This window comes from uncultured Rikenella sp. (assembly GCF_910579375.1).
Classification (GTDB): Bacteria; Bacteroidota; Bacteroidia; order Bacteroidales; family Rikenellaceae; genus Rikenella.
This window is the reverse complement of sequence record NZ_CAJTUJ010000020.1, coordinates 1-21,244: the sequence shown is the minus strand read 5'-3', so window position 1 is coordinate 21,244 and position 21,244 is coordinate 1. Positions and strand designations below refer to the sequence as shown.

The window sequence follows — 21,244 nt, the reverse complement described above, 5'->3', positions numbered from 1 at the left end:
AACGAATACTTATTGAATATTCCGGAAATGAAACTTTGGCAGAAAAACGGCACCGATACGGCGGAAGTAGACCGATTTACCGTCGGTCTTGACCGCGAAATGGATCTCTCTCTGGCGCGCGCCGACCTGCTCGGCTCGCTGGCCCACACGCGGATGTTGGCGACGATCGGGCTGTTGGCGCAGGACGAGCTGACAGACGTGCAGCGCGAATTGAAAGCCATCTACCGGACGGTGGAGCAGGGGGATTTCCGGATCGAGGAGGATGTCGAGGATATCCACTCGCAGGTTGAGCTGCTGCTCACGCGGCGGATCGGCGAGACGGGCAAGAAGATTCACAGCGGCCGCTCGCGCAACGACCAGGTGCTGGTCGATCTGCGGATTTATCTGCGGCGCGAGATTTATGAGATCGTCGGAGGGGTCGAACGGCTCTTCCGCACGCTCCAGCGGCTGGCCGAACAGCACAGGGAGGTCTTGATGCCGGGCTATACCCATCTCCAGATCGCGATGCCGTCGAGCTTCGGCCTGTGGTTCGGCGCTTTTGCCGAGGGGCTGGTGGACGACCTGACGATGATGGAGGCGGCTTATCGGGTGTGCAACAAAAATCCGTTGGGATCGGCGGCGGGCTACGGGTCGTCGTTCCCGCTCGACCGCGAGATGACGACGCGCCTGCTGGGGTTCGACACGATGAGCCACAATGTGGTCTATGCCCAGATGGGGCGAGGCAAGACGGAACGCCTGTTGGCGCAGGCGATGTCGGCGGTGGCGGCGACGCTCAATAAACTGGCGACGGACAACTGCCTGTTCCTATGCCAGAATTTCGGATTTATCGCCTATCCGCCGGAGCTGACCACGGGGTCGAGCATCATGCCGCACAAGAAAAATCCGGATGTGTGGGAGGTGATGCGCAGCAAGTGCAACCGGCTGATGGCTTTGCCGAACGAGATCGCGCTGATGACGACCAACCTGCCGACGGGCTATTTCCGGGATTTGCAGCTGCTGAAGGAGGTGCTTTTCCCGGCGATTCGGACGCTCAGGGAGTGTGTCGAGATGGCGGATTACATGTTGCAGCATATCGAAGTGAAACACGATATCCTGAACGATCCGAAGTATGATTATCTGTTCAGTGTCGAGGTGGTCAACCGGCTGGTTTTGAGCGGGGTTCCGTTTCGGGAGGCGTATCGGCAGGTGGGGTTGGAGATTGAAAACGGGACGTACAGCCCGTTGCGGGAGGTGCACCACACGCATGCGGGGAGCATCGGAAACTTGTGCCTGGATCGGGTGGATGCTTTGATGGCGGCGGTGTTGGAGCGGTTCGCTTTCGACCGCTTTCTACAGGCGGAGGCGGAGCTGGTGGCGGAGTAGTCGGGGGCTGTCTCCTTTTGTATGGCATTCCGGTCGAAGAGTGCCTGATCTTTCAAACCGGAAACTCTTTCCGCCTTCGGGCGGTCGGGGTTTCCGGTTTTTGTAATTTGCATATCCGTCAAAAATATTCTTGTATACAATATTTAATGGATATTACATGTATTATGTTTCGTTATTTTAAAATCAGCCGGATGCTTTTTCGTGTGCTTTTTATTATTATATTTATTTCGTGTTTTGAGTCAACTATGCGAAGGGGTGGATCTATTGGCTAAATTTATCGCAGTATGAAGCACAAACTACTTTTGTACGGAATGTCGGTGATGGTTGCGGGTGTCCTGGTCTGGGCCTGCCGACAATGACCCGGGCGTCGGGAGACCGTCCGGTGGGGATGTTGCCGGGCGATTTCACGCCGCTGTGGAACAAGGCTCGGATCGGTGCCAATCGCGAGATGGACGGTGCCGATGTGCCGATCGACCCGCACTTCATCTTCACGGCGGTGTTCCATCGGAAGACGGAAACGGGAGATACCCTCCGACAGATGGTGGACATTACCCAGAAGTTGGTGGTGAAGAAGTGGCGGGACACTGCGGACTATCGGGCGTTCTGCTACATCGCCTCGATCGTCCCGACGCCGGAGTATTACGCCCGGCACAAGGACGTGGCGCGGGAGTTCCGCTACGCGGGCTCGAAAGGCGAGTTTTCGGGGTTCGTGGTCTATCAGACGCTGGAGGGGGTGCCGGTGGCGGTCACCGACTACCGTCGGGGACAGGCCGTGCGACACGACTATTTCCCGCAGGTCACGCCCGAGAATGCGGACAGCGTGATGACGGTGATGGACGAAGTGATGGAGGGGGTCTCGTTCCAGGCCGGGACGCCGAGAATGTTCGGTTTAGGTACGGAACAAGACCCGCTGGAATCGGAAGAGGTAACTGTAACAGCCCAAAGGACGCACACAAACAATCCCTGGCGCATCACGATTACCCTGACACCCAGACCCACCGGTCTGCCGACCGGAAATCCGAATCCTTCGGATATCACCTATATTACACCTAACGTCCCTTCGGGAGGAGGCGGCTATTCGAATACTTCCACGCAGCGAGGGAAACCGACGAATTTCGACAACGATTGCAGCGGCGATAAATCGACGGTCAAAGCAGCGGCAAGTAATATGTTTAGTATCATGCAGCAGCTCCCGTCGTCCATGTATGGCTCTCCGACTTTTGATGATTTTATGAACAAAGTACGAGGGAATTCCAGCGTAGAGCATTCCATGGTGATGAAAACCGATTTTCAGTCCAATTTGACTTATTTTGGGAATATTAACTCTGCTAATGGACCGGATGATTTTGTCGGGGTTGAAAACAACCGCTGGACTACTGCTATTGTTCATAGTCATCCAGATAACCATTTAACCCCTCCGTCTCCGCTGGATGTTTGGGATCTTGGAGATCAGTTGGCCAAGGGAAATGAAGGTGTTCAGGCCAATTATGTCATTGTGGGAACCGATGTGTATTGTTTGCAGGTCACCGATCCGGACAAGGCCAAGGCGTTTTCGGCAGCCAATCCGATCGACCAAAGAACATCGATGTTTGCTGATAATACTCCAGCTGGAGGATTGTGGGAAAAGGGAATTGAACGTATGAGTTCGATGACCAGCAAGGATCAATATTGTGCAACGATGGCTTATGTGTTGAGCCAGGCAGATGCCGGGATTATGCTGTTGCGGATAAATCCAAATACAAAAACATTCGAGGCTTTGGGAGTAACTACGAATTCTAAAGGACAGTTTTATCCGACTCGATGCAGATAGGATAAATATCCATAACTTTAAATTGAAACGAGATGAAGAATCTAATAGTATTGTTGATGTCGGTTTTCTTTGTAACCGCGATCCATGCTCAGTCTAAAGTGACATTGGGACAATGTCAAGGTGATACAGTATCTTACTTAAAAAAGGTGTTCGATGAGAATAAGTCCTGCTTTATCGGCCAACCGTTTTCTAAAGTAATGGATGAATGGACATCGCAAATGACGGTTAATCAATTGACCTTTAAGGATACAGGTATTTGGCCGACAAAAGAAGAAGAGAAATTGTTAGTAAGAGGGGTAAGTCTATATTTAGATACGGAAGATGAGTTTGATCTAAAAGGCCTGCGTCATGAGCCTTGTTATGGAATTTCCGTAGTATTTGCTTCTCCATATTTCCAAAAAGCAGATAGTTTGAGACGGTTACGAGATTCGGAGGGTACTGCTTTAGGATCTAAACTTTACGAACAATTAAAAAACTACATCGTCAAAGACATTTATATGTTTGAGTTAAGACAGTGATAAAAAAGTAAGCACTTTCCCCGGCACGGTTCGCAGTGAAATCCGGATCCATCTCTTGTGCGAATCGTGCCGGGGATTTTTGTATCTTCGAGTTATGAAACGTAACCGCTTTTTGATTTTTGTTTTTTCGTTTTTTGTTTTTTGTGTCGGGAGGGCGATGGGACAAGGAAAAGTCGTGATTTCGCATCCGTTATATCCGTTCTGTAAGTACGCCGGAGATACGGTAGCGTATCTGACGCAGAACTTCGACGGAGGCGCGGACGATCTTTTTTATGAACAGCCGCTTTCCAGATTCCTTAAAGCTTTGGATCCAAAAATGCCGATACGGACATTTGTTCCTCATTATGTTTCTTTGAATCAGGGGCTTGGAATTGTTGCATTTTTTTGTTTCCCTTATACCCATGAGGAATTGCAGCGTTTTGCCGACGAGGGGAAGGTCATCGATGGGATCGGACTCACTTTTGATGAACTGTTAAGTAAAGATTATGAGTCGGAATTATACAACTACTTTTTAAGCTTGGGGGTTCAGCAGGTTCACTGTTGGACGCCGGAGATTGAACAAAAAATCGGTCATCTGACTTTTATCCAAGGATCGGTTCAAAAAGTAGATATTAAACGCTTTATGAAACCTCGCCCATAGTTTAAGTCGTTTCATTCACCTTTTCTCCGGCACGGTTCGCAGTGAAACCCGGATCCATCTCTTGTGCGAACTGTGCCGGGGATTTTTGTATTTTCGGATTATGAAACGATTGATTTTGCTGTTGTTATCGATGTTTATGATAACAGCAGTCCAGGCTCAGCAAAAAGTAACCTTGGCCGAATGCGGTGACGATACGGTGCTCTATCTGCGGAAAACGTTCGATGATCGCAAAGCAGAGTTTATCGGACAACCATTTTCTAAGGTGATGGATGAGTGGAAATCGCAATTGCCGGTCGGTCGACTTCTTTTTGGCGATACCGGTATTTGGCCGACTAAAGAGGAGGAAAAAAATTTGGTTAATAGTATTGATATATATTTCAATACTGAAGAAGAGGTTAATTTAAAAGGGATGCGGCATGAACTGTATTATGGAGTCGGGATTTCTTTTACTCCGCCTTTTCTGCATAAAACCAGAGAATTTTGGCAATTGCAAGAAGAGGAAAATTCTCAGTTAGGTACTCAACTGTATGAGAAGTTGAAAGACTACATTGTCAAAGATATTTCTACGTTTGAGTTGAAATAGTTTTAAGTATTTCCCCGGCACGGTTCGCAGTGAAACCCGGATCCATCTCTTGTGCGAACTGTGCCGGGGATTTTTGTATCTTCGGATATTCTTATGATTCACGGTTCACACATCTCTGCCGTATGGCAAATCTTGTTCGGTGTGCTGCTCGTCTGTTGGCCGCTGCTCGACACCGGTGCGAGCGGGGCTGTTACGTCGGAGCGGATTCTGCTGACCGGTGTTGCGCTGGGGCTCCTCGCGACGGCTGTGCTGACCGCGGCTTGTACCGGGGCGCGCTGGCGGTGGAGTGGGGTCGACGGGGGAGTCGGGCTTTGTGGCGGATGGTTTATTTTGCATGTGGCGTTCGTAGGGCCCGGCGAGACTGATCCCTATCCGGTGTTGATCGGTCTGGCAGGCCTTGCGGCTTATGGCTTTTGCCGGGTGGCGGGAACGGCAGGATTGCTGCCGGCGATATTCGTCTCCGGAGTTGTCCAAAGCGGGATTGCATTCGCTCAGTGTGCCGGGCTGGTTGCTTCGAGACACTCGTATTACGGGCTGACCGGGTCGTTTCCCAATCCGGGCCCGCTCGGCGGATGGCTGTGTGTCGCGATGCTTGCGGCGATGGTGCTGGTGGAGCAGTTCGGGCGTGAGGGGCGGAAGATACGAACGTTACTTTTCGGGATCGGCGGACTGCCGATCGGCATCGTTCTGTTTCTGACGGATTCCCGGGCGGCGTGGGTCGGTTTTGCGGTGGCTCTTTTTTCTATGCTGTTCACTCGGAGATTCCGATACAAAAAAAACGGTTCTCGGGGCATTGACGGCCATTTTTGTGCTGGGGTTCTTTGCTCTGTACCGCTATAAAAAAGAGTCGGCGGATGGACGGCTTCTGATTTGGCGTGTGTCGGCGGATGTGATTTCGCAAAAACCGGGTATCGGTCATGGAGTCGGCACTTTCCCGGAACGTTACATGTTTGCGCAGGCGGACTATTTTGCCCGGAATCCCGAGTCGCGTTTCGTTGCGGTGGCCGACCAGGTGAGTGTGCCGTTCAACGAATGGATCGGCATCGTCTGTGAGCAGGGAGTGGTCGGAGGGGTGTTGGCATTGTTGCTTTTCGGAGCGGCGCTGTGTGGCCGTGCTACCGAATCGCAAAGGCAGGGGAGGGTCTTGCTGGTGGGCTTGGGGGTATTCAGCCTGTTTTCTTATCCGCTGACTTTTCCGGCATTCGGACTGCTATTGGGGGCGATATTGGCCCGGTGTGCGAACCGTCCGGCCGTATCGGGGAGGCGGGTCGCTTTGCGGGTGGCGTTGCCGGTCGCATTATCGGTGGCGATTGGCGGAGGGATTGCCTTGTCTGCGATCGATCGAGTCGGCAGAACGGACAGAAGTCGTTATGTCTGTTTGCAAGAGGTTTCGGCCCGGATGCGCGACTTTTCGCCGTCCGACTTGCCGTGGCTCGATCGACAGGCTCGGCGATTGCCGATCGCGGCATTCTATACGGACTTGGGCGATCGGTGGTTGGCTGCCGACAGTGTCGAACGTGCCGAACATTATTATCGTCAGGCGGTTCGTATGATTCCGGGCCGCTTACGTCCATACGACGGTCTTTTCCGGGCCTGTCTGCGGATGGGGCAAGTGGACTCGGCAATGATGATGGCCCGAAAAATCGTGACTATGCCTGTGAAGATCGGCAATACGGCGACGATTCGTATACGTCGCTCAGCGGTCGAATGGCTCGAAGAACAACGGGAGGAGTAAGAGAAGCAGGCGATTTTGAGGCTGCCGGTCGTGTAGGGTAGATCCGGTGGGCTTGGGGTAGAGGCTGCCCGGTTATTTAGGGTAGACACGGCCCTTTGCCCACCGCGGGCCCGCGGCGTTTATTCCGAGAGGCAACGCAACTGAAAACCGTAAGTACGGCCGTTTGTGTTGCTGGGGTAGAGATATTGTGCGCTGAACGCCAAATACTGCACTGTAATGTCATCTGTCCTTGGCGCAGACGACCAGCTATAGCCGTTGAAGCCGACATATCTTGCTATGCCTTCATAATTCACATCATATCCGCGGAAGCCCGGGGCGGGGTTTCTGCGAATCACTCGAACACCAGCTCGCGCGTCTCTTCGTCCATCGCCGTCAAACGGATCCGCATCGCCTCTTCAGGCAATAACTCCTCGATTTTTTCCGGCCACTCTACCAGACAGAGGTCGCCGCTGAAAAAATACTCCTCGTAGCCGAAATCGTAGGCCTCTTCCACCGACCGAATCCGGTAGAAATCGAAATGATAGACCGTCTCCTCTTTCGCCGCTTCCTCACCCGCCGGAGGAGTCGCGTGGTACGAGTTTACGATCGCGAACGACGGACTCGTCACCTCCTGAACGTCCACTCCCCGCTGGCGGCAAATCTCCTTGATCAGCGTCGTCTTGCCGGCTCCCATCGCGCCGTAAAAGGCGATGATCGTCGCTCCCCGCGCGGCCGCTTCGGCCAGTACGGCTTCCGCTGCTTCCGGCAAGTCCGACAAACCTTTGATCGTAATCGTCTGTGTGGTGGGATTGCGTTTCATGGGCGCAAGATACGATTTTCGGGATGAAAAACGATTATTTCGGGTTCAGAACGATGTAGGGCACCAGCATCTCTTCCATCGAAATCCCGCCGTGCTGGAAGGTGTTTTTGTAGTACCGCACGTGCTGGTTGAAGTTGTTCGGGTAGACCAGAAAGTCGTGGTCGTAGGCGAAAATATAGGTCGACGTGAGGTTCGATTTGGGCAGGTGGGCCTCCTCGGGCCGCGTAATGGCGAAGACCTGTTTGGCGTCGTAATTGAGGTTCCGGCCGCTCTTGTAACGCAGGTTCGGCGAGGTTTCGCGGTCGCCGATCACCTTTACCGGATTATCCACACGAATAGTCCCGTGGTCAGAGGTGATGACGATGGTGTGCCCGCGCTCGGAGAGTTGTTTCATGATTTCCCACAGGTCGGAGTGCTCGAACCACGACCGGGTGAGCGACCGGAAAGCTACCTCCTCTTCGGCCAGTTCGCGGATGATTTCGCTTTCGGTGCGGGCGTGGGAGAGGATGTCGAGGAAGTTGTAGACGACTACCGAGAGGTCTGCAGTCGAGAGCCGGTCGATGTTTTCGAGCAGTTTTTTCCCCTGTTCCGGCCGGACGAGTTTGTCGAAACTCATCCGGTATGGTTTGCCGAGCTGCTGAAGTTGCCGCCGGAGGAACTCCTCTTCGTAGCGGTTTTTACCTCCCTCCTGGTTGTCGTTGAGCCAGAGGTCGGGCATCAGTTTCGAGATGGCGAGCGGGGTCAGCCCTGCGAACAGGGCGTTCCGGGCATATTGCGTCGCTGTGGGCAGGATGGCGCAGTAGAACTCTTCGCCGGCGATGTCGAAATAGTTGTGCAGCAGGGGGCGGATCATCAGCCACTGGTCGTACCGGAAGTTGTCGATCAGCAGGAAGGTGGTCTTTTTCGATTTGTCGACCACGGGGAAGAGTTTCTGGCGCAGGAGGGTGTGCGACAGCACGGGCCGTTCGGGGTCGTTGTCGTCGAACCAGCCGAGATAGTTGTCGCGCACGAAGCGGGCGTAGAGGTCGTTGGCCTCTTTGAACTGGTAGGAGAGGATTTCGCGGACGCTGCTGTCGTTGGATTCCGAGAGTTCGATGTCCCACTGGACGAGGCGGCGGTAGATGTCGGTCCATTCGCCGAAGGTGCGGGCGCCGGACAGGGCGACGGAAATTTTGCCGAAGTCGGAACGGTAGTCGGCGGTGCTTTTTTCGGAAACGAGTTGCTGCTGGTGGACGTTTTTCTTGATCGACAGGAGCACTTGGTTCGGATTGACGGGCTTGATGAGGTAGTCGGCGATTTTCGAGCCGACGGCTTTGTCCATGATGTTCTCTTCTTCGGACTTGGTGACCATCACGACGGGGGTCGTGGGGGCGTGTTCCTTGATCCGGGGGAGGGTTTCGAGTCCGGTCATCCCGGGCATCATTTCGTCGAGGATGATGAGGTCGAAGGGTTTCTGCTGCACCATCTCGACGGCGTCGTAGCCGTTGTTGCTGGTTTCGACTTCGTATCCTTTGTTCTGCAAAAACAGGAGGTGGGGTTTCAGGAGTTCGATCTCATCGTCTACCCACAGAATCCGTACGTTGGTCATGTCTTTCTTTTTTGCAGGGTTTTGTTCTATTCGGTCGGGCGGGTGAAATATTCGGTTGCGCCGCCCCGGGCTTCCGCGATGCGGGCTACTACGGACGATTGGGCACTCTGATGAGTGTCGGTCTGGACGGGTACAGTTGGTCGTCGGCGGTCAGCGGGACTAACGGCGTGTTCTTGTATTTCGATGCGCAGCACTTTAATCCCAGCCATGTGGGCTTTCACGGTCATGGTTTTCAGTTACGTTGCCTCTCGGAATAAACGGGTCGCGCGCCTGCGGTGGGCAAGGTGGAGTTACCCGATTTGCATTTTAAGTGCATCCCTGAGGTTCGCAGAACCGCGCGGGCCGGAGCCACCCGCGGCGTAGGACCGCCACTTCGCGGAGCTCGTTCGGCCCACGCTGGCTCCGACCCTCAAAAGCACTTTCCCCCATTCACCACCCCATTCTGCGAAGTTCGTCCTCGGCGCGCCCCCCTCGCGCCGCTAATGCGTCGCCCTCGCCGAGGACGGCGATTCCTCTCGGAATCGCGCTACTCGCTCTCAGTTCAAGCGGACGAAGCTTGCGGGCCTCCGCGACCGGAGGCTTCGGCCCGCGCGGCTCTATGAGCCGCAAAAGCTCAGCCCCAAGCGGAGTCCCAGTTCTCCGCCCGTGTCGGCCTCACTGCGGCTCCGCTGTCGCTCCGCCGCGTTTCCGCGCGCCTTGCGCGATTCATCTATATTCGGCTACCGCCGAAATAGTTGAATCGCTCCTTTAGGCGGGGCGCGCGATCTAAGCACTGCCCCAGCTGGAACTGTTCTTTTTCTGAAGAAAAAGAACCAAAAAGACTTTCGACGGATGCTAACGCATCCTCCAGCTGCCGAGGGCACAAATCTCTGTCCGCGCCTTAATAATGACAGCCCGATTCATGGTGCGCGCCTGAGCGATTCACCGAAGGGATAATGACCGGTCATAGTTTCCGGATCATGATCCGCATCGTCGTGCCTTTATCCGGCTCCGAATCTACTACAAAAATGCGGCCATGATGGTACTCCTCAATAATCCGCTTGCTCAGCGAGAGACCCAGACCCCAGCCGCGCGTCTTGGTCGTGAAACCCGGTCGGAAGATACGTTTGAAATTCGCTTTCGGCATCCCTTTCCCCGTATCACGGATGTCGATGCAGATCCACCGGTCGTCCCGCACCGATAACTGTACCGTGATCGAGCCCCTGCCCTGAAGCGCGTCGAGCGCGTTTTTCAACAGATTCTCGACCACCCAGCCGAAAAGCGCGTCGTTCGCCATCCCCTGAATCGGCTCAGCGGTGCACGGAGCGAAGTTGAGCGTCACGTTTTTCGGAATCCGGGTCTGAAAATAAGTCACCGCCGCCGCAACCAACTCGTAAATGTTGCGCGGTGCGAGATTCGTCGTTGCGCCGATCTTAGAAAAACGATCCACCACTTTGAGCAGCCGCGTCAGGTCTTTGTTCATCTCGTCCACGACGAACGGTTCCACGTTCTCCTGGCTCCGGAGGTACTCCAGCCAGCCGAGCAGCGAACTGGTCGGTGTGCCCAGCTGGTGAGCCGTCTCCTTGGCCATCCCGATCCAGACCCGGTTCTGCTCGCTGAGTTTCGACGAACGGAAAGCGATGAAAGCGAAGCCGATGAAAACCGCGAAAATGCTGAGCTGCACCCACGGAAAGTATTGCAGGGCCTTCAGGAGCGGCGATTCGTCGTAGAAGACGCGTATGATGGTGCCCTGTGCCGTCGGTATCTCGATCGGGTCGCGGCCGCCGGAACGCATGCTCTCGAGTTTGTCGGCCAATCGATCGGGGTCGGCCATCACGGCCGGGTCGATCAGCCGGTAGCGGAGTACCCGCAGGTGGTCGTCGCAGACGATGACCGGTATGTCTTCCGAAAAATTGATGATGCGGTTCAGAATCGCCGCTTGAGCCCTCGCGCCGTTGGAGGCGGCTTTGACGCTCTCGCCCACGGCGAACGACCAGAGGTGGATTTCGTGCCGCTCTTTGTCGCGCAGCTGCCCCACGAGGTAGTTCGAATAGACGAGCGAGGCGACGCCGATCGCGCATCCGAGCACGATGAAGAGCAGTTTGCCGCGATATCCGATGGTGAATCTGCGCATGGGGGCGGAGGGGATATGAGGAGGGTTATGCGGAAAAGGTCGTCTCGCCGAGAGCCGGCACCGAGGCTTCGGTCGTGTAGCCGACGTCTTCGAGCAGCGTCTCGCCGCGGGCCGCGGTGGTGGCGAGCAGGTCGCACCGCTCGTTTTCGATGTTGTCGGCGTGGCCTTTGATCCAGATGAACCGGACGTTGTGCCGTCCGAAAACGCGCAGGAAGCGGCGCCACAGGTCGGGATTTTTCTTTCCGGCGAACCCTTTGCGCATCCAGCTGTAAATCCACCCTTTCTGAACCGCGTCCACCACGTACTTGGAGTCGGAATAGACAGTCACGTCGAGTCCGTCTCGTTTCAGGGCTTCGAGGCCGGTGATTACGGCCAGGAGCTCCATGCGGTTGTTGGTGGTGAGCCGGTAACCGGCCGAGATTTCGCGCCGGTGGGGGCCGGACAGCAGTACGACGCCGTATCCTCCGGGGCCCGGATTGCCGAGCGAGGAGCCGTCGGTATATATCGTCACACGGTTGTTCATCTGTATTCGCAAAGATAAAATTTTTTCGGACGCAGCGGCACACCCCGGTTGCCGGAGGATTTTTGTACGGGGAGCCGGGACTCTTCACTATCTTTGTCGGGAGAGAAATGTGCCGGGAGAGAAACCGGAACGATGACCGGATGAAAGATTTCGCCGCCATAGACTTCGAGACCGCCAACGGCCGCCCGTCGAGCATCTGCTCGGTCGGATTGGTCGTCGTGCGCGGCGGCGAGATCGTCGAACGGCTGCACCGGCTGATCCGGCCCACGCCGAACTACTATTATCGCTTCTTCACCGAGCAGATACACGGCATTTGCGCGGAGGACACGGACGATGCGCCGCTCTTTCCGGAGGTCTGGAATACGGAGGTCGCGCCGCTGGTCGACGGGCTGCCGCTGGTGGCTCACAACGCCGCTTTCGACGAGCGGGCGTTGCGGGCGGCTTATGAGGCTTATGAGATGGATTATCCGGCGGAATACCGGTTCTACTGCACATTGCGGGCTGCGCGGAGGCTGTTCCCGAAGGCGGAGATCGGGAATCACCGTTTGCCGACGGTTTGTGCGTGGCTGGGGATTCCGTTTGAAGATCACCACCAGGCGCTGGCCGATGCCGAGGGGTGCGCCCGGATCGCGATGCGGATTTTATAAAAGCGGGTCGGGGAAGAGAAAACCGTCAAATTTCGACCAGCCCGTTCTTGATGGCGTAGACGACCAGATTCGCCGTGTTTTTGCAGTTGGTTTTTTCGAGGATGTTGGCCCGGTGCTTGTCCACCGTCCGTTTCGAGATGAAGAGCGTGTCGGCGATCTCGTAGTTGGTCATCCCTTTGCAGATCAGCAGCAGAATCTCCTTCTCCCGAGCCGAGAGGGCGGCTTCGTCGGTCGTCTCCTCCGCCTCGGGCAGCTCTTCGGCCTCGCTGTCCGACGAGGAGCGCAGGTTGCTCACCAGGTTGAACAGCAGCTCCTGAGAAAAGTACGACCCGCCCTCCAGCACCGCCTCGATGGCGGCGTAGACCTCCGTGATGTCCGAATTCTTGAGCAGAAATCCCTTGACGCCCTGCGAGACCATCTTGAAGTAGTAGTCCTCCTCGCCGTACATCGAGAGGGTGATGATCCGCAGCCCGGGCCATCGGCCCAGCGCTTCGGCCGCCGCCTCGATGCCGTTCATGTCGGGCATGGCGATGTCGAGCAGCACGACGTCCGGCAGCCGTTCCGCCTGCTCCAGCCACCCGAGCATCTCGCGTCCGGTGGCGGCCTCGCCCACCACGCGGAACCGCGGGTGGGAGTTGAGCAGCAGTTTCAGCCCGTTGCGGAACAGGGCGTGGTCGTCTACTTGCAGGATGGTGTGTCTGGCTTCTTTCATCACGCGAATCGTTTCTCTGTCTATCGGCACTCGGCTTCGGCCCGCACCACCCGTGTCAGTGCCCGGCACAATGCACGCAAATCCTCCTCGCCGATCACATAAGGAGGCATCGTATAGATCAACCTTCCGAAAGGCCGGATCCAGATTCCCTCTTCCACGAAAGCGGCCTGGATGCGGGCCATCTCGACCGGCCGGGCCATCTCGACCACGCCGATCGCCCCCAGTGTCCGCACGTCCCGCACCGCCCCGGCCGGTATCAGCTCCCGCAGCGGCGCCAGCTCCTCTGTCAATATCGCCTCGATCCGTCCGATGCGCTCCGGCAGGTTCATCTCCGCGAGCATCGCCAGCGATTCGTTGGCCACGGCACAGGCCAGCGGGTTCCCCATAAAGGTCGGCCCGTGCATGAACGGCCCGTCGATTCCCCGCGCTACCCGCGCCGTCGCCACGACGGCCGCCATCGTCATGTATCCCCCGGTGAGCGCCTTCCCGACGCAGAGAATGTCCGGCACGACTCCCGCCCACTCGCAGGCGAACAGGCGTCCGGTGCGTCCGAAGCCGGTGGCGATCTCGTCCGCCACCAGCAATACGCCGTACTCCCGACACAATTGCGCCACGCCGCGCAGGTATTCCGGATGGTAGAACCACATGCCGCCGGCCCCCTGCACCACCGGCTCCAGGATAAAACCCGCGAGCCGGTCGCCCAGCTGTTCGAATGCCTCGCGCACCGGTTGCAACGCCTCCGGATCCCACGCATCGTGAAAGGCAACAGGAGGCCGCGGAACGAAGTGCTGTACGGCCAGCCGCCCCTGCCACAAGGCGTGCATCCCGCCCTCCGGGTCGCAGACGCTCATCGCGTGCCACGTGTCGCCGTGATAGCCTCCGCGGATGGTGATGAACTCTCGTTTCTGAAGGTATCCCTGCGCCTGTTGCCATTGCAGGGCCATCTTCATCGCCACCTCGACAGCCACCGATCCGGAGTCGGCGAAAAAGACGAATTCCGGTTTTTGCGGGTCGCCGTCGCTTAGCTTCGAGCCCGGAACCATCGCCAAGAGCTTCTGTCCCAGTTCCACCGCCGGTCGGTGGGTCAGGCCGCCGAACATCACGTGGGACATCTCCGCCAGCTGCCGCTCGACGGCGGCGTTCAGCCGCGGGTGGTTGTAGCCGTGCACGGCGCACCACCACGACGACATGCCGTCGATGAGCTGCCGCCCGTCTTCCAGCTCGATCCGCACGCCGCTGCAGCGCTGCACGCCGTAGACGGGCAACGGCGCGATGGCCGAGGTGTAGGGGTGCCACAGGTGTTCCCGATCCCACCGGATCGGGTCGTGCGTGTCGGACGGATGAGGGTTCATCATAGCGGGGATTTCTGAAAAAGGGACTATCCGCCGACGATCATCGAGACGATCTGGATGCAGATGATGAGCAGCACCATGGCCACCGGATAGACCGTGGCGTAAGCCACGCTGACCGCGCTGCTGTCGGACATGGAGTCGGCCGCCGCCAGCCCCGGGGTGCTGGTCATCCCGCCGGTCAGTGTCCCCAGCAGGTCTAAGATATTGATTCGGAAGAAGTAGCGGGCTACGGTCACGGTCACGATCATGGGCAGCAGGGTGATGAAAAAGCCGCCGATGAAGAGCGACCATCCGCTCGTCCGGAACGTGTCGACGAGTCCGACGCCGGCCGAGGTGCCGACGTTGGCGAGGAACAGGAGCAGTCCCAATTGCCGCAAAAGTTGGTTGGCCGGGCCGGACATCGTCCACAGCACCGGCCCGGTCTTCCCGATGGCGCTGAGTACGAGCGCGGTGAGCAGTACGCCGCCGGTCAGGCCGAACGAGAAGGTGAAGCTGGTTGAAAACGAGAGGGAGATCTTGCCGACGATCACTCCTAATGCAATCCCGAGGGCGATCGGCAGGAAGTCGGTGTCCGAGACGCGTTTCCCTTCGTTGCCGATGAAGCTCAAGACCTCTTCCATGCTGTCTTTCCGTCCCACGAGGGTGAGTTTGTCGCCGAATTTCAAGGCGAGCGACGGCTCGGGCGAGAGGTCGATGCCGGCGCGCCGGATGCGGGTCACGATGCAGCCGAAGTTCTGTTGCAGATTGAGGCTCCCGAGGGTGCGGTTGACGATCGACCGGGCGGTGACCAGTCCGGTCTGCAATTCGACGTTCTTGCCGAACGGGAGTTCGCCTTCGATCCGTTCGCCGACGAATTCCGCGGTTTTGTCGTGCGACACCGGTGTCCCGACCACTTTGATCAGGTCGCCTTCCTGAAGAACGGTCGCTGCGTGGGGCAGGATGGACTCTTCGCCGCGCACGATGCGCGAGATCACGGCGCCGGTGTGCAGCCGCAGCTGGATGTCCTGCAACCGCCGTCCGACGATCAGCGGATTGGTCACGCGGTAAGCCCGGGCCACGATGTCGGGGTTGAGTTCGCGGCGGTCGGCTTCGAGGGCGCGTTCCTCTTGTCGGACGTCGATTTTCAGGATCCGCGGCAGGAGTTTGACGAAGAGAATCACGCCGATCACGCCGAACGGATAGGCGATCCCGTAGGAGATGGCGGCGTTGTCGCCGGCCATCTCCCGGGCGGTGGCGAGCCCCGGGGTGCTGGTCAGCGCGCCGGCCAGCAGCCCTGCGGTGTCGGCGGCGTTCAGCCCGCAGATGTATGTCACGGCGAGGGTGGTGAGGGTGGCGGTCAGAATAAGCAGTGCGGCGAGTCCGGCGAGGCTCTTTCCTTTGCTCTTGAAGGTGCTGAAGAATCCGGGGCCGGCCTGTATCCCGATGGCGAAGATGAAGAGGGTCATCCCGAAGTTTCCGAGTTCGGCAGGCACGACGACGCCGAAGTGGCCGAAGAGCAGGGCGACGAAGATAACGGCCGAGACGTCCAGGGTGATCCCTTTGATGTCGATGCGCCCGACGATGAAGCCGAGGGCGATGATGACGAAGAGGACGAAAATAGGAGAGCTGAGTAACGAATGGGCCATGCGGAATGGGTATTTTGCGACAAAGATAGGGATTTTAGCGGGATGGCCCGGGTTGGAGGAGTAGGTTTTGATTATGGCTGTCCATTGCCCGCCGCGGGCACGCGGGGCCTGCCCGGCCTGATGGCAGTACCCTCCTGTAGGACAGGCGCGCGAACCAAGCTCGGGGCGAAGATTTTGGTTGAATCGGGTGCGGGTCGGAGCCAGCGTGGCCGGAAACGAGCCCCGCGACGTTGCAGGCCTACGCCTGGGGTGGCTCCGGCCCGGGCGGTTCTTCGAACCGCAGGGATGCAACTTAAATGCAGGGTTGGGTGGTCAATTACTCAGGGTTGTTCCAGTCCCTTGCCCACCGTGGGCTCGCCCCCGTTTATTCCGAGAGGCAACGCAACTGAAAACCGTAGGCGCGGCAGTTCGCGTCTCGACCATTAGCATGGTTCATGCTGTAACTTAAGTAATTACTATTGCCTCCCGTGGTCGAAGAAGCCCAAACGCATCCCATATTGCCTATGGCCCACAAACCACCTGGAAGCAGATCAAACAAGCGGAAGCCCGGGGCGGGTAGCACTCCGGGCTCTCTGGCTGTCAGCGAACGACGAAGTCGCTCCGTTCCAGATGCTCGTAGTAGGTCTGTAGGAAACCCTTCAGCCGATCCAGCTGAGCCGAATCCGGACGGACGCCCTCCCGGATCAGGTCGCGCTCCTCCGACGGATCGTTCAGCAGGTCGAACAGGTGAATCACCTCGTGCTCATCGAAAAACATCGCCGCCGAGTCCGTGATCCATTGAAAGGTTCCGTCGACGTGGTTGATCGCAAACGCATCGCGGGCCGTCCGGGCCGAATCGGCCCGAATCTCGAACATGTCCTGTCCGTAGGCGAAGAACGGTTTGTCGTACCCCGTCAGCCCCAGCAGCGTCGGCATCAGGTCGATCTGCTGCGCGATGTGGCGGTCGTCGCCCCGCAGCGAGCCGTCCGGTGTGTAGAGGAAGAAGATGATGTGCGAGTCGCCGGTCGGCGTCTTCGTGAGCGGGTCGTAAACCTCGCTCGATATGTGGTCGGCCGTGAAGACGAAGATCGTGTTGTCGAACCACGGCTGCCGGCGGGCATATTTGAAGAAGCCGCGCAGCGAGCGGTCGGTATAGGCCACCGGCTGCTGAGCCTTGGTGTGTCCCTTCGGCAGCACTTTCTCGTATCCCGCCGGAACGACGAACGGATGGTGGGACGAGAGGGTGAAGACCGTGGCAAAGAAAGGTTTCGGCACGCTGTCCAACTCGCGCGCCATGTAGCGCAGGAACGGGCCGTCCCAGATTCCCCAATAGCCGTCGTCGTCTTCCGTCCCGACCGTGGCTTCGTAGTTCTCGCGGGTGCGGGTGTTGCGCACTCCCGACAGCATGGCATAGGCCACGAATCCCATCGATTTGTACTCCGAACCGTTGAAAAACCAGGTCGAGTAGCCCTCATCGCCCAAGTGACGGGCCAGTCCGTGGGTCTCGCCCAACGAGTAAGGGGTGATGACGAACGGGGTTTTGAACGAGGGAATGGAGCTCAGGATCGACGGCAGAGCGTCGATCGATTTGCGTCCGTTGGCGTGGGCGCGGCGGAAGAGGTAACCCTCCTGCATCAGCGAGTCGAGGAACGGGGTGTAGCTCTCGCCTTCGCGGTACAGGTGCGGGTTCAGGTAGGCGGAGTGCTCGTAACTGAAGCTCTCGAGGATGAAGATGACGATGTTTTTTCCGCGCTGGCTGCCGAACCGGTCGTGGCGCAGGCTGTCGGCCGCCGGATAGTGGTAGGGCGAGAAGCGGGCGGCCAGTTCGGCCGGGTCGGCGAAGTATTTGACGTAGGAGAGCTTCCGGTTGGTGATGGTGCGGAGGATGCAGAACGGGTTGGTGAGCACGGCCGAGGCTTTGGCCGGAGAGCGGGCGAACTGGGCGGCGTGGCTCATGGCGATGGGTCGGATGCCGTGTCCCAGCCCGCCGCGCATGCCGCCGACGAGCAGCACCACTGAGCCGAGCGCCAGCACGGTGTTGACGACGACGAAGAGCCACATGGGTCTCAGCCGCCTCGGTGCGGGCCGCACGAGGCGGTAGAGCCGGATCATCCCCCATACCAGCGCGATGCCGATCAGGAGCAGGTACCAGTTTTCGCCGAGGGCTTTCCAGAGGATATGGCCGGTGTTGTCGTTGCCGGTGAAGTGGAACTCGTCGACGGTGAACCGTTTCTTGGCGTAGTGGAAGTAGACGGTGTCGGCCAGGTTGAGCAGGACGACGATCGATCCGACGCCGATCCACAGCCCGAAGAGCATCCGCTGGTAGCCTTTCCCGCTCCGTCCCGGTATGGGCAGCAGGGACAGGAAGACGAAAAGGCAGTAGACGTAGCAGAGGCAGGCGGTGTCGAAGAGCAGTCCGCCTCGCAGCAGGGCGGGGATTTCGCCCCAGGTAAGCGGGCCGAGGGTGTCGGTGTTGAAGAGGTAGAAGATCGCCCGCAGCATGAAAAGCAGGAGGTAGACGATCCCCAGCCGCCAGAGGAGTACGGTGAGGGTGTTGTGCAGCCAGGGGCGGAGTCGTTCGTTTATCATGGGTCGTGCTTTTTTGGAAGAAAAGCATGAGGGACGACTGCCTGCACTTGAGGGACTAAGAGAAACCCGGCCGCGGACAGAAGCCCTCATGCCGTATTGTGTGTATGGATACAATACAGGCGAGTGGCTCTCTGTTCCCGCGGCCGTTGAAGTCTCTTAGTTTTCAAGTGCGGAACCTGAGGCTGCTATTTTTTCGATGGTATGTGGTGTCTGGTGTTGGGGGTAACGCTGTGGGGCGTTACGACTTCAGTCTGTGTTTGTCGTTTGGTTTGACAAAGATACTTTTTTTTCGGGGTTTGGGGGAAACGTGCCGTTCGGCATGGGGAAAGGGAGGGCGAGGCTGCCGCATTGGTTAGGGTCGCCGGCAGCTTTAGGATGCGTCAGCATCCGTCTAAAGTTTTTTGTTCTTTTTGCCCGAAGGCTTCCTCGCGCTAACTCGGCATAGCCCGCAAGCGGTCTCTGCTCAAGTAACGCCGCTCGGCTCTTCAGAAAAAGAACAGTACCAGCCGGGGCAGTGCTTAAACCGCGCGCCCTGCCTAAAGAGGCGATTCAACTGTTTCGGCGGTGAGCCGAAACAGAATGAATCGCCCATGCGCGCGAAAACGCGGCGGAGCGCCAGCGGAGCCGCAGTGAGGCGGACACTGGACGGAGAACTGGGCTTTGCTTTGGGTCGTGCTGTTCTTCGGACTCGAAAACCGGCTGCGGTTTTCGAGCCGCGCTGGGCGGAGTATGGGGCTGGGGGTTGGGTTGAACTGTTGCCGTGCTTTTTGCGACTCAAAGAGTCGCGCGGACCGAAGCCTCTGACCGCGGAGTCCCGCAACTTGCGATACTCGTTTTAGGCCCCGCAGGCTTCGGCCGTCAAAGTCATACAAAATAGGGTAGAGGCGGCCACCTTTCGAGTGTCGAGCGGCACCTCGTTTATTCCGAGAGGCAACGCAACTGAAGACCGTGGCCACGGCCGTCTTCGCTGCGAGGATTCAGATGCGTTACATGAAAAATCAAATGTTGGGAACAAAAATCGTCGGTGGACGATGCAGAACTGAAACCGATGTTTCCGACCCCCACCAAATTACCCATCCTATTGTTCGTGCCTGCGTCGCGGAGGCCCGGGGCGGTCGACCTTTCGGAACCCGGCAGGAGCGCGCGTTTCAGAAAAGTATGCTATTTTTGTACGGAAGCCGATGGGCGAATTCAAATCCGGACAGACCGATGTATAAGTTTCTGATCCTGCTGAAAAAAGAGTTTTTGCAGATATTCCGCGATAAATTTATCTGTCGGTCAGTTCTGTTGTTGCCCGTGGTACAGCTGTTGGTTTTGCCGTTGGCGGCAGACAACGAGATCCGGGACTTCCGAATGGCCGCGATCGATCGCGACAATACGCAGTTCAGCCGGTTGATGCTGGCCGACTTGCAGGCCGGCGGTTATTTCACCCTGTCGGCATCGGCGGCGGCATGGGCCGAAGCGGTGCGGATGATCGAACGCGGCGAGGTGGATATGATCGTCGAGATTCCGACCGATTTCGAACGGAATATCGTGTTGGGACGCGGTGCGGAATTGGCGGTGCATATCTCGGCGATCAATGGGTTGAGCGCAGGGGTGGCGGCGGGATATGTCAATACGATCGTCAGCGATTTCGAACGTCGGCTGGCAGCGGAACGGTTGATTCCGGAACGCTCCGAAGGGCGAGGTGAGGCGGGAGCTGCGCAAATCGGAGTCTCGGTGCAGGAGTGGTATAATTCGAAGTTCGATTATAAAACGGTGATCGTGCCGGGGATTCTGGCTTTGTTGGTGACGGTCGTCGGCATGTCGATGATGGCGCTCAATGCAGTGAAGGAGAAGGAGCGCGGCACGATTGAACAACTCAATGTCACGCCGATGAGCCGGACGCAGTATGCGCTGGCCAAAACGGTGCCGTTTTTTATTATCGGGTTGGTGCAGTTTACCATCGGATTGGTGCTGGCTCGGTTGGTTTACGGCATCTCGGTGGCGGGGAATTTCGGGGTTTTGTATGGTATTATCGCGCTCTATTTGGTCGGGTTGCTCTTCTTGGGGTTTGTGGTGTCGAACGTGTCGCAAACGCAGGTGCAGTCGATTTTTCTGAGTTTTTTCCTGATGACGGTGCTTATCCTGATGAGCGGTTTGTTCACGCCGGTGGAAAGTATGCCGGAGTGGGCGCAGCGGGCGGATCAGTTGAATCCGGTGGCGCATATTATTTCGGCGATTAAGATGGTTCTGGTGAAAGGGAGTCCGGCGGCGGCTCTGAAGAATCATTGGGTGATGTTGGGGATATTCGCCGGGGTGATGTGCGTTGCGGCTGTAACCACCTTCCGGAAGTTCAGCCGGTGAAATGCTTGGTGGCCGGCTTTGGATCAGTTGCGGCTGGTGCGCGAACAGAGATTAGGGCCGTCGACAGTTTTAGGATGCGTCAGCATTCGTCTAAAGTTTCTTTGGTTCTTTCTATTCACAACCGACGCTGCCGGCGAGTGCAATGCAAACGCAGTTTGCAAATTGCCGAGCGGCGATGAGGAAAACGAGCGGAGCGAAGTTAAAAAGAACAGTTCTAGCCGGGGCAATGACCAGATCGCGCGCCGCCGCCTTAGGAGGGAAATCGTCAAAATGTGCTGGCACGTTTTGACAAGATTTCCCCAGCGCGCGAAAAATTTGGCCCG

General features: G+C 57.5%; 22 protein-coding genes. 10 read left to right on the top strand and 12 right to left on the bottom strand.

Translation table 11 applies throughout. The features are described from left to right. The first annotated feature begins 27 nt into the window (after positions 1–27). The 7 genes from argH to QZ302_RS03505 all read left to right on the top strand — a co-directional run bounded on the left by argH (position 28) and on the right by QZ302_RS03505 (position 6,648). Positions 28–1,362 carry an argininosuccinate lyase gene (gene argH / locus QZ302_RS03535; protein ID WP_294592557.1) on the top strand — a complete coding sequence of 445 codons (1,335 nt, stop codon included), beginning with the start codon at positions 28–30 and terminating at the stop codon, positions 1,360–1,362. 355 nt (positions 1,363–1,717) lie between these two features. Further along, positions 1,718–3,172 (top strand): hypothetical protein, encoded by a 1,455-nt coding sequence (locus QZ302_RS03530; RefSeq protein WP_294592555.1) that lies wholly within the window; start codon positions 1,718–1,720, stop codon positions 3,170–3,172. Between the two features lie 32 nt (positions 3,173–3,204). Then, positions 3,205–3,690 (top strand): hypothetical protein, encoded by a 486-nt coding sequence (locus QZ302_RS03525; RefSeq protein ID WP_294592553.1) that lies wholly within the window; start codon positions 3,205–3,207, stop codon positions 3,688–3,690. A gap of 94 nt (positions 3,691–3,784) precedes the next feature. Continuing rightward, positions 3,785–4,330 carry a hypothetical protein gene (locus tag QZ302_RS03520; RefSeq protein WP_294592550.1) on the top strand — a complete coding sequence of 182 codons (546 nt, stop codon included), beginning with the start codon at positions 3,785–3,787 and terminating at the stop codon, positions 4,328–4,330. Between the two features lie 100 nt (positions 4,331–4,430). Beyond that, complete coding sequence (locus tag QZ302_RS03515) at positions 4,431–4,913, top strand: hypothetical protein (RefSeq protein ID WP_294592548.1); 483 nt, start codon at positions 4,431–4,433, stop codon at positions 4,911–4,913. Between the two features lie 93 nt (positions 4,914–5,006). Continuing rightward, positions 5,007–5,753, top strand: a complete 747-nt coding sequence (locus QZ302_RS03510; protein WP_294592546.1) for a hypothetical protein — start codon at positions 5,007–5,009, stop codon at positions 5,751–5,753. Next, the gene (locus tag QZ302_RS03505; protein WP_294592544.1) at positions 5,707–6,648 is read left to right on the top strand and encodes an O-antigen ligase family protein; all 942 of its coding nucleotides are present in this window, start codon (positions 5,707–5,709) and stop codon (positions 6,646–6,648) included. Before QZ302_RS03510 ends, QZ302_RS03505 begins: the two co-directional genes overlap by 47 nt. 119 nt (positions 6,649–6,767) lie before the next feature. Here QZ302_RS03505 and QZ302_RS03500 read toward each other — a convergent pair whose 3' ends face one another. From QZ302_RS03500 to QZ302_RS03490, 3 genes are read right to left on the bottom strand one after another with little or no spacing between them, the layout of a single operon-like run. After that, positions 6,768–6,983: a hypothetical protein gene (locus QZ302_RS03500; RefSeq protein WP_294592542.1), complete on the bottom strand. Its 216-nt coding sequence runs from the start codon at positions 6,981–6,983 to the stop codon at positions 6,768–6,770. Continuing rightward, complete coding sequence (gene tsaE, locus QZ302_RS03495; protein ID WP_294592540.1) at positions 6,980–7,447, bottom strand: tRNA (adenosine(37)-N6)-threonylcarbamoyltransferase complex ATPase subunit type 1 TsaE; 468 nt, start codon at positions 7,445–7,447, stop codon at positions 6,980–6,982. The genes QZ302_RS03500 and tsaE overlap by 4 nt, the downstream gene beginning before the upstream one ends. Before the next feature lie 34 nt (positions 7,448–7,481). Beyond that, a complete protein-coding gene (locus QZ302_RS03490) occupies positions 7,482–9,035 on the bottom strand; it encodes a response regulator (RefSeq protein WP_294592537.1) in 1,554 nt (517 codons plus the stop codon). A gap of 110 nt (positions 9,036–9,145) precedes the next feature. Between QZ302_RS03490 and QZ302_RS03485 the strand changes: the two genes are divergently transcribed. Then, entirely contained in the window at positions 9,146–9,292 is a 147-nt protein-coding gene (locus QZ302_RS03485) for a hypothetical protein (RefSeq protein ID WP_294592535.1), read from the top strand. A gap of 686 nt (positions 9,293–9,978) precedes the next feature. Here QZ302_RS03485 and QZ302_RS03480 read toward each other — a convergent pair. Together QZ302_RS03480 and rnhA are read right to left on the bottom strand one after the other, a co-directional pair. Beyond that, on the bottom strand, positions 9,979–11,148 hold the full coding sequence (locus QZ302_RS03480) for an ATP-binding protein (protein WP_294592532.1): 1,170 nt from the start codon (positions 11,146–11,148) through the stop codon (positions 9,979–9,981). 25 nt (positions 11,149–11,173) lie between these two features. Then, positions 11,174–11,671 carry a ribonuclease HI gene (gene rnhA / locus QZ302_RS03475; protein WP_294592530.1) on the bottom strand — a complete coding sequence of 166 codons (498 nt, stop codon included), beginning with the start codon at positions 11,669–11,671 and terminating at the stop codon, positions 11,174–11,176. 140 nt (positions 11,672–11,811) lie between these two features. Here rnhA and QZ302_RS03470 point away from each other — a divergent pair, with 140 nt between their 5' ends. Continuing rightward, positions 11,812–12,318 (top strand): 3'-5' exonuclease, encoded by a 507-nt coding sequence (locus tag QZ302_RS03470; protein WP_294592528.1) that lies wholly within the window; start codon positions 11,812–11,814, stop codon positions 12,316–12,318. A gap of 25 nt (positions 12,319–12,343) precedes the next feature. Here QZ302_RS03470 and QZ302_RS03465 read toward each other — a convergent pair whose 3' ends face one another. The 6 genes from QZ302_RS03465 to QZ302_RS03440 all read right to left on the bottom strand — a co-directional run bounded on the left by QZ302_RS03465 (position 12,344) and on the right by QZ302_RS03440 (position 19,652). After that, entirely contained in the window at positions 12,344–13,030 is a 687-nt protein-coding gene (locus QZ302_RS03465; RefSeq protein ID WP_294592526.1) for a response regulator transcription factor, read from the bottom strand. A gap of 20 nt (positions 13,031–13,050) precedes the next feature. Continuing rightward, on the bottom strand, positions 13,051–14,385 hold the full coding sequence (bioA, locus tag QZ302_RS03460; RefSeq protein WP_294592524.1) for an adenosylmethionine--8-amino-7-oxononanoate transaminase: 1,335 nt from the start codon (positions 14,383–14,385) through the stop codon (positions 13,051–13,053). Between the two features lie 23 nt (positions 14,386–14,408). Continuing rightward, positions 14,409–16,007, bottom strand: coding sequence for an aspartate:alanine exchanger family transporter (locus QZ302_RS03455; RefSeq protein ID WP_294592521.1), 1,599 nt, complete (start codon positions 16,005–16,007; stop codon positions 14,409–14,411). A 364-nt stretch (positions 16,008–16,371) separates the two neighbouring features. Beyond that, positions 16,372–16,503, bottom strand: a complete 132-nt coding sequence (locus tag QZ302_RS03450) for a hypothetical protein (protein WP_294592519.1) — start codon at positions 16,501–16,503, stop codon at positions 16,372–16,374. Positions 16,504–16,586: 83 nt separating this feature from the next. Further along, entirely contained in the window at positions 16,587–18,575 is a 1,989-nt protein-coding gene (locus tag QZ302_RS03445; RefSeq protein WP_294592517.1) for a sulfatase-like hydrolase/transferase, read from the bottom strand. A gap of 918 nt (positions 18,576–19,493) precedes the next feature. Continuing rightward, entirely contained in the window at positions 19,494–19,652 is a 159-nt protein-coding gene (locus tag QZ302_RS03440; RefSeq protein ID WP_294592515.1) for a hypothetical protein, read from the bottom strand. A gap of 132 nt (positions 19,653–19,784) precedes the next feature. Here QZ302_RS03440 and QZ302_RS03435 point away from each other — a divergent pair, with 132 nt between their 5' ends. Then, positions 19,785–20,921, top strand: a complete 1,137-nt coding sequence (locus tag QZ302_RS03435; RefSeq protein ID WP_294592513.1) for an ABC transporter permease — start codon at positions 19,785–19,787, stop codon at positions 20,919–20,921. 111 nt (positions 20,922–21,032) lie between these two features. On the opposite strand, the gene QZ302_RS03430 is transcribed toward QZ302_RS03435, so the two are convergent. Beyond that, a partial coding sequence (locus tag QZ302_RS03430) for a hypothetical protein (RefSeq protein ID WP_294592510.1) occupies positions 21,033–21,244 on the bottom strand: 212 nt, incomplete at its 5' end.

Excerpts from the sequence above, each read along its gene's own strand:
- rnhA (WP_294592530.1), bottom strand. The coding sequence starts at position 11,671 with ATGAACAACCGTGTGACGATATATACCGACGGCTCCTCGCTCGGCAAT.
- QZ302_RS03440 (WP_294592515.1), bottom strand. The coding sequence starts at position 19,652 with ATGGGTAATTTGGTGGGGGTCGGAAACATCGGTTTCAGTTCTGCATCG.
- QZ302_RS03455 (WP_294592521.1), bottom strand. The coding sequence starts at position 16,007 with ATGGCCCATTCGTTACTCAGCTCTCCTATTTTCGTCCTCTTCGTCATC.
- QZ302_RS03465 (WP_294592526.1), bottom strand. The coding sequence starts at position 13,030 with ATGAAAGAAGCCAGACACACCATCCTGCAAGTAGACGACCACGCCCTG.
- QZ302_RS03490 (WP_294592537.1), bottom strand. The coding sequence starts at position 9,035 with ATGACCAACGTACGGATTCTGTGGGTAGACGATGAGATCGAACTCCTG.
- QZ302_RS03510 (WP_294592546.1), top strand. The coding sequence starts at position 5,007 with ATGATTCACGGTTCACACATCTCTGCCGTATGGCAAATCTTGTTCGGT.
- QZ302_RS03530 (WP_294592555.1), top strand. The coding sequence starts at position 1,718 with ATGACCCGGGCGTCGGGAGACCGTCCGGTGGGGATGTTGCCGGGCGAT.
- QZ302_RS03480 (WP_294592532.1), bottom strand. The coding sequence starts at position 11,148 with ATGCGCAGATTCACCATCGGATATCGCGGCAAACTGCTCTTCATCGTG.
- QZ302_RS03445 (WP_294592517.1), bottom strand. The coding sequence starts at position 18,575 with ATGATAAACGAACGACTCCGCCCCTGGCTGCACAACACCCTCACCGTA.
- QZ302_RS03515 (WP_294592548.1), top strand. The coding sequence starts at position 4,431 with ATGAAACGATTGATTTTGCTGTTGTTATCGATGTTTATGATAACAGCA.
- QZ302_RS03450 (WP_294592519.1), bottom strand. The coding sequence starts at position 16,503 with ATGGGATGCGTTTGGGCTTCTTCGACCACGGGAGGCAATAGTAATTAC.
- QZ302_RS03435 (WP_294592513.1), top strand. The coding sequence starts at position 19,785 with ATGTATAAGTTTCTGATCCTGCTGAAAAAAGAGTTTTTGCAGATATTC.
- argH (WP_294592557.1), top strand. The coding sequence starts at position 28 with ATGAAACTTTGGCAGAAAAACGGCACCGATACGGCGGAAGTAGACCGA.
- QZ302_RS03470 (WP_294592528.1), top strand. The coding sequence starts at position 11,812 with ATGAAAGATTTCGCCGCCATAGACTTCGAGACCGCCAACGGCCGCCCG.
- QZ302_RS03520 (WP_294592550.1), top strand. The coding sequence starts at position 3,785 with ATGAAACGTAACCGCTTTTTGATTTTTGTTTTTTCGTTTTTTGTTTTT.
- QZ302_RS03525 (WP_294592553.1), top strand. The coding sequence starts at position 3,205 with ATGAAGAATCTAATAGTATTGTTGATGTCGGTTTTCTTTGTAACCGCG.
- QZ302_RS03485 (WP_294592535.1), top strand. The coding sequence starts at position 9,146 with ATGAGTGTCGGTCTGGACGGGTACAGTTGGTCGTCGGCGGTCAGCGGG.
- tsaE (WP_294592540.1), bottom strand. The coding sequence starts at position 7,447 with ATGAAACGCAATCCCACCACACAGACGATTACGATCAAAGGTTTGTCG.
- bioA (WP_294592524.1), bottom strand. The coding sequence starts at position 14,385 with ATGATGAACCCTCATCCGTCCGACACGCACGACCCGATCCGGTGGGAT.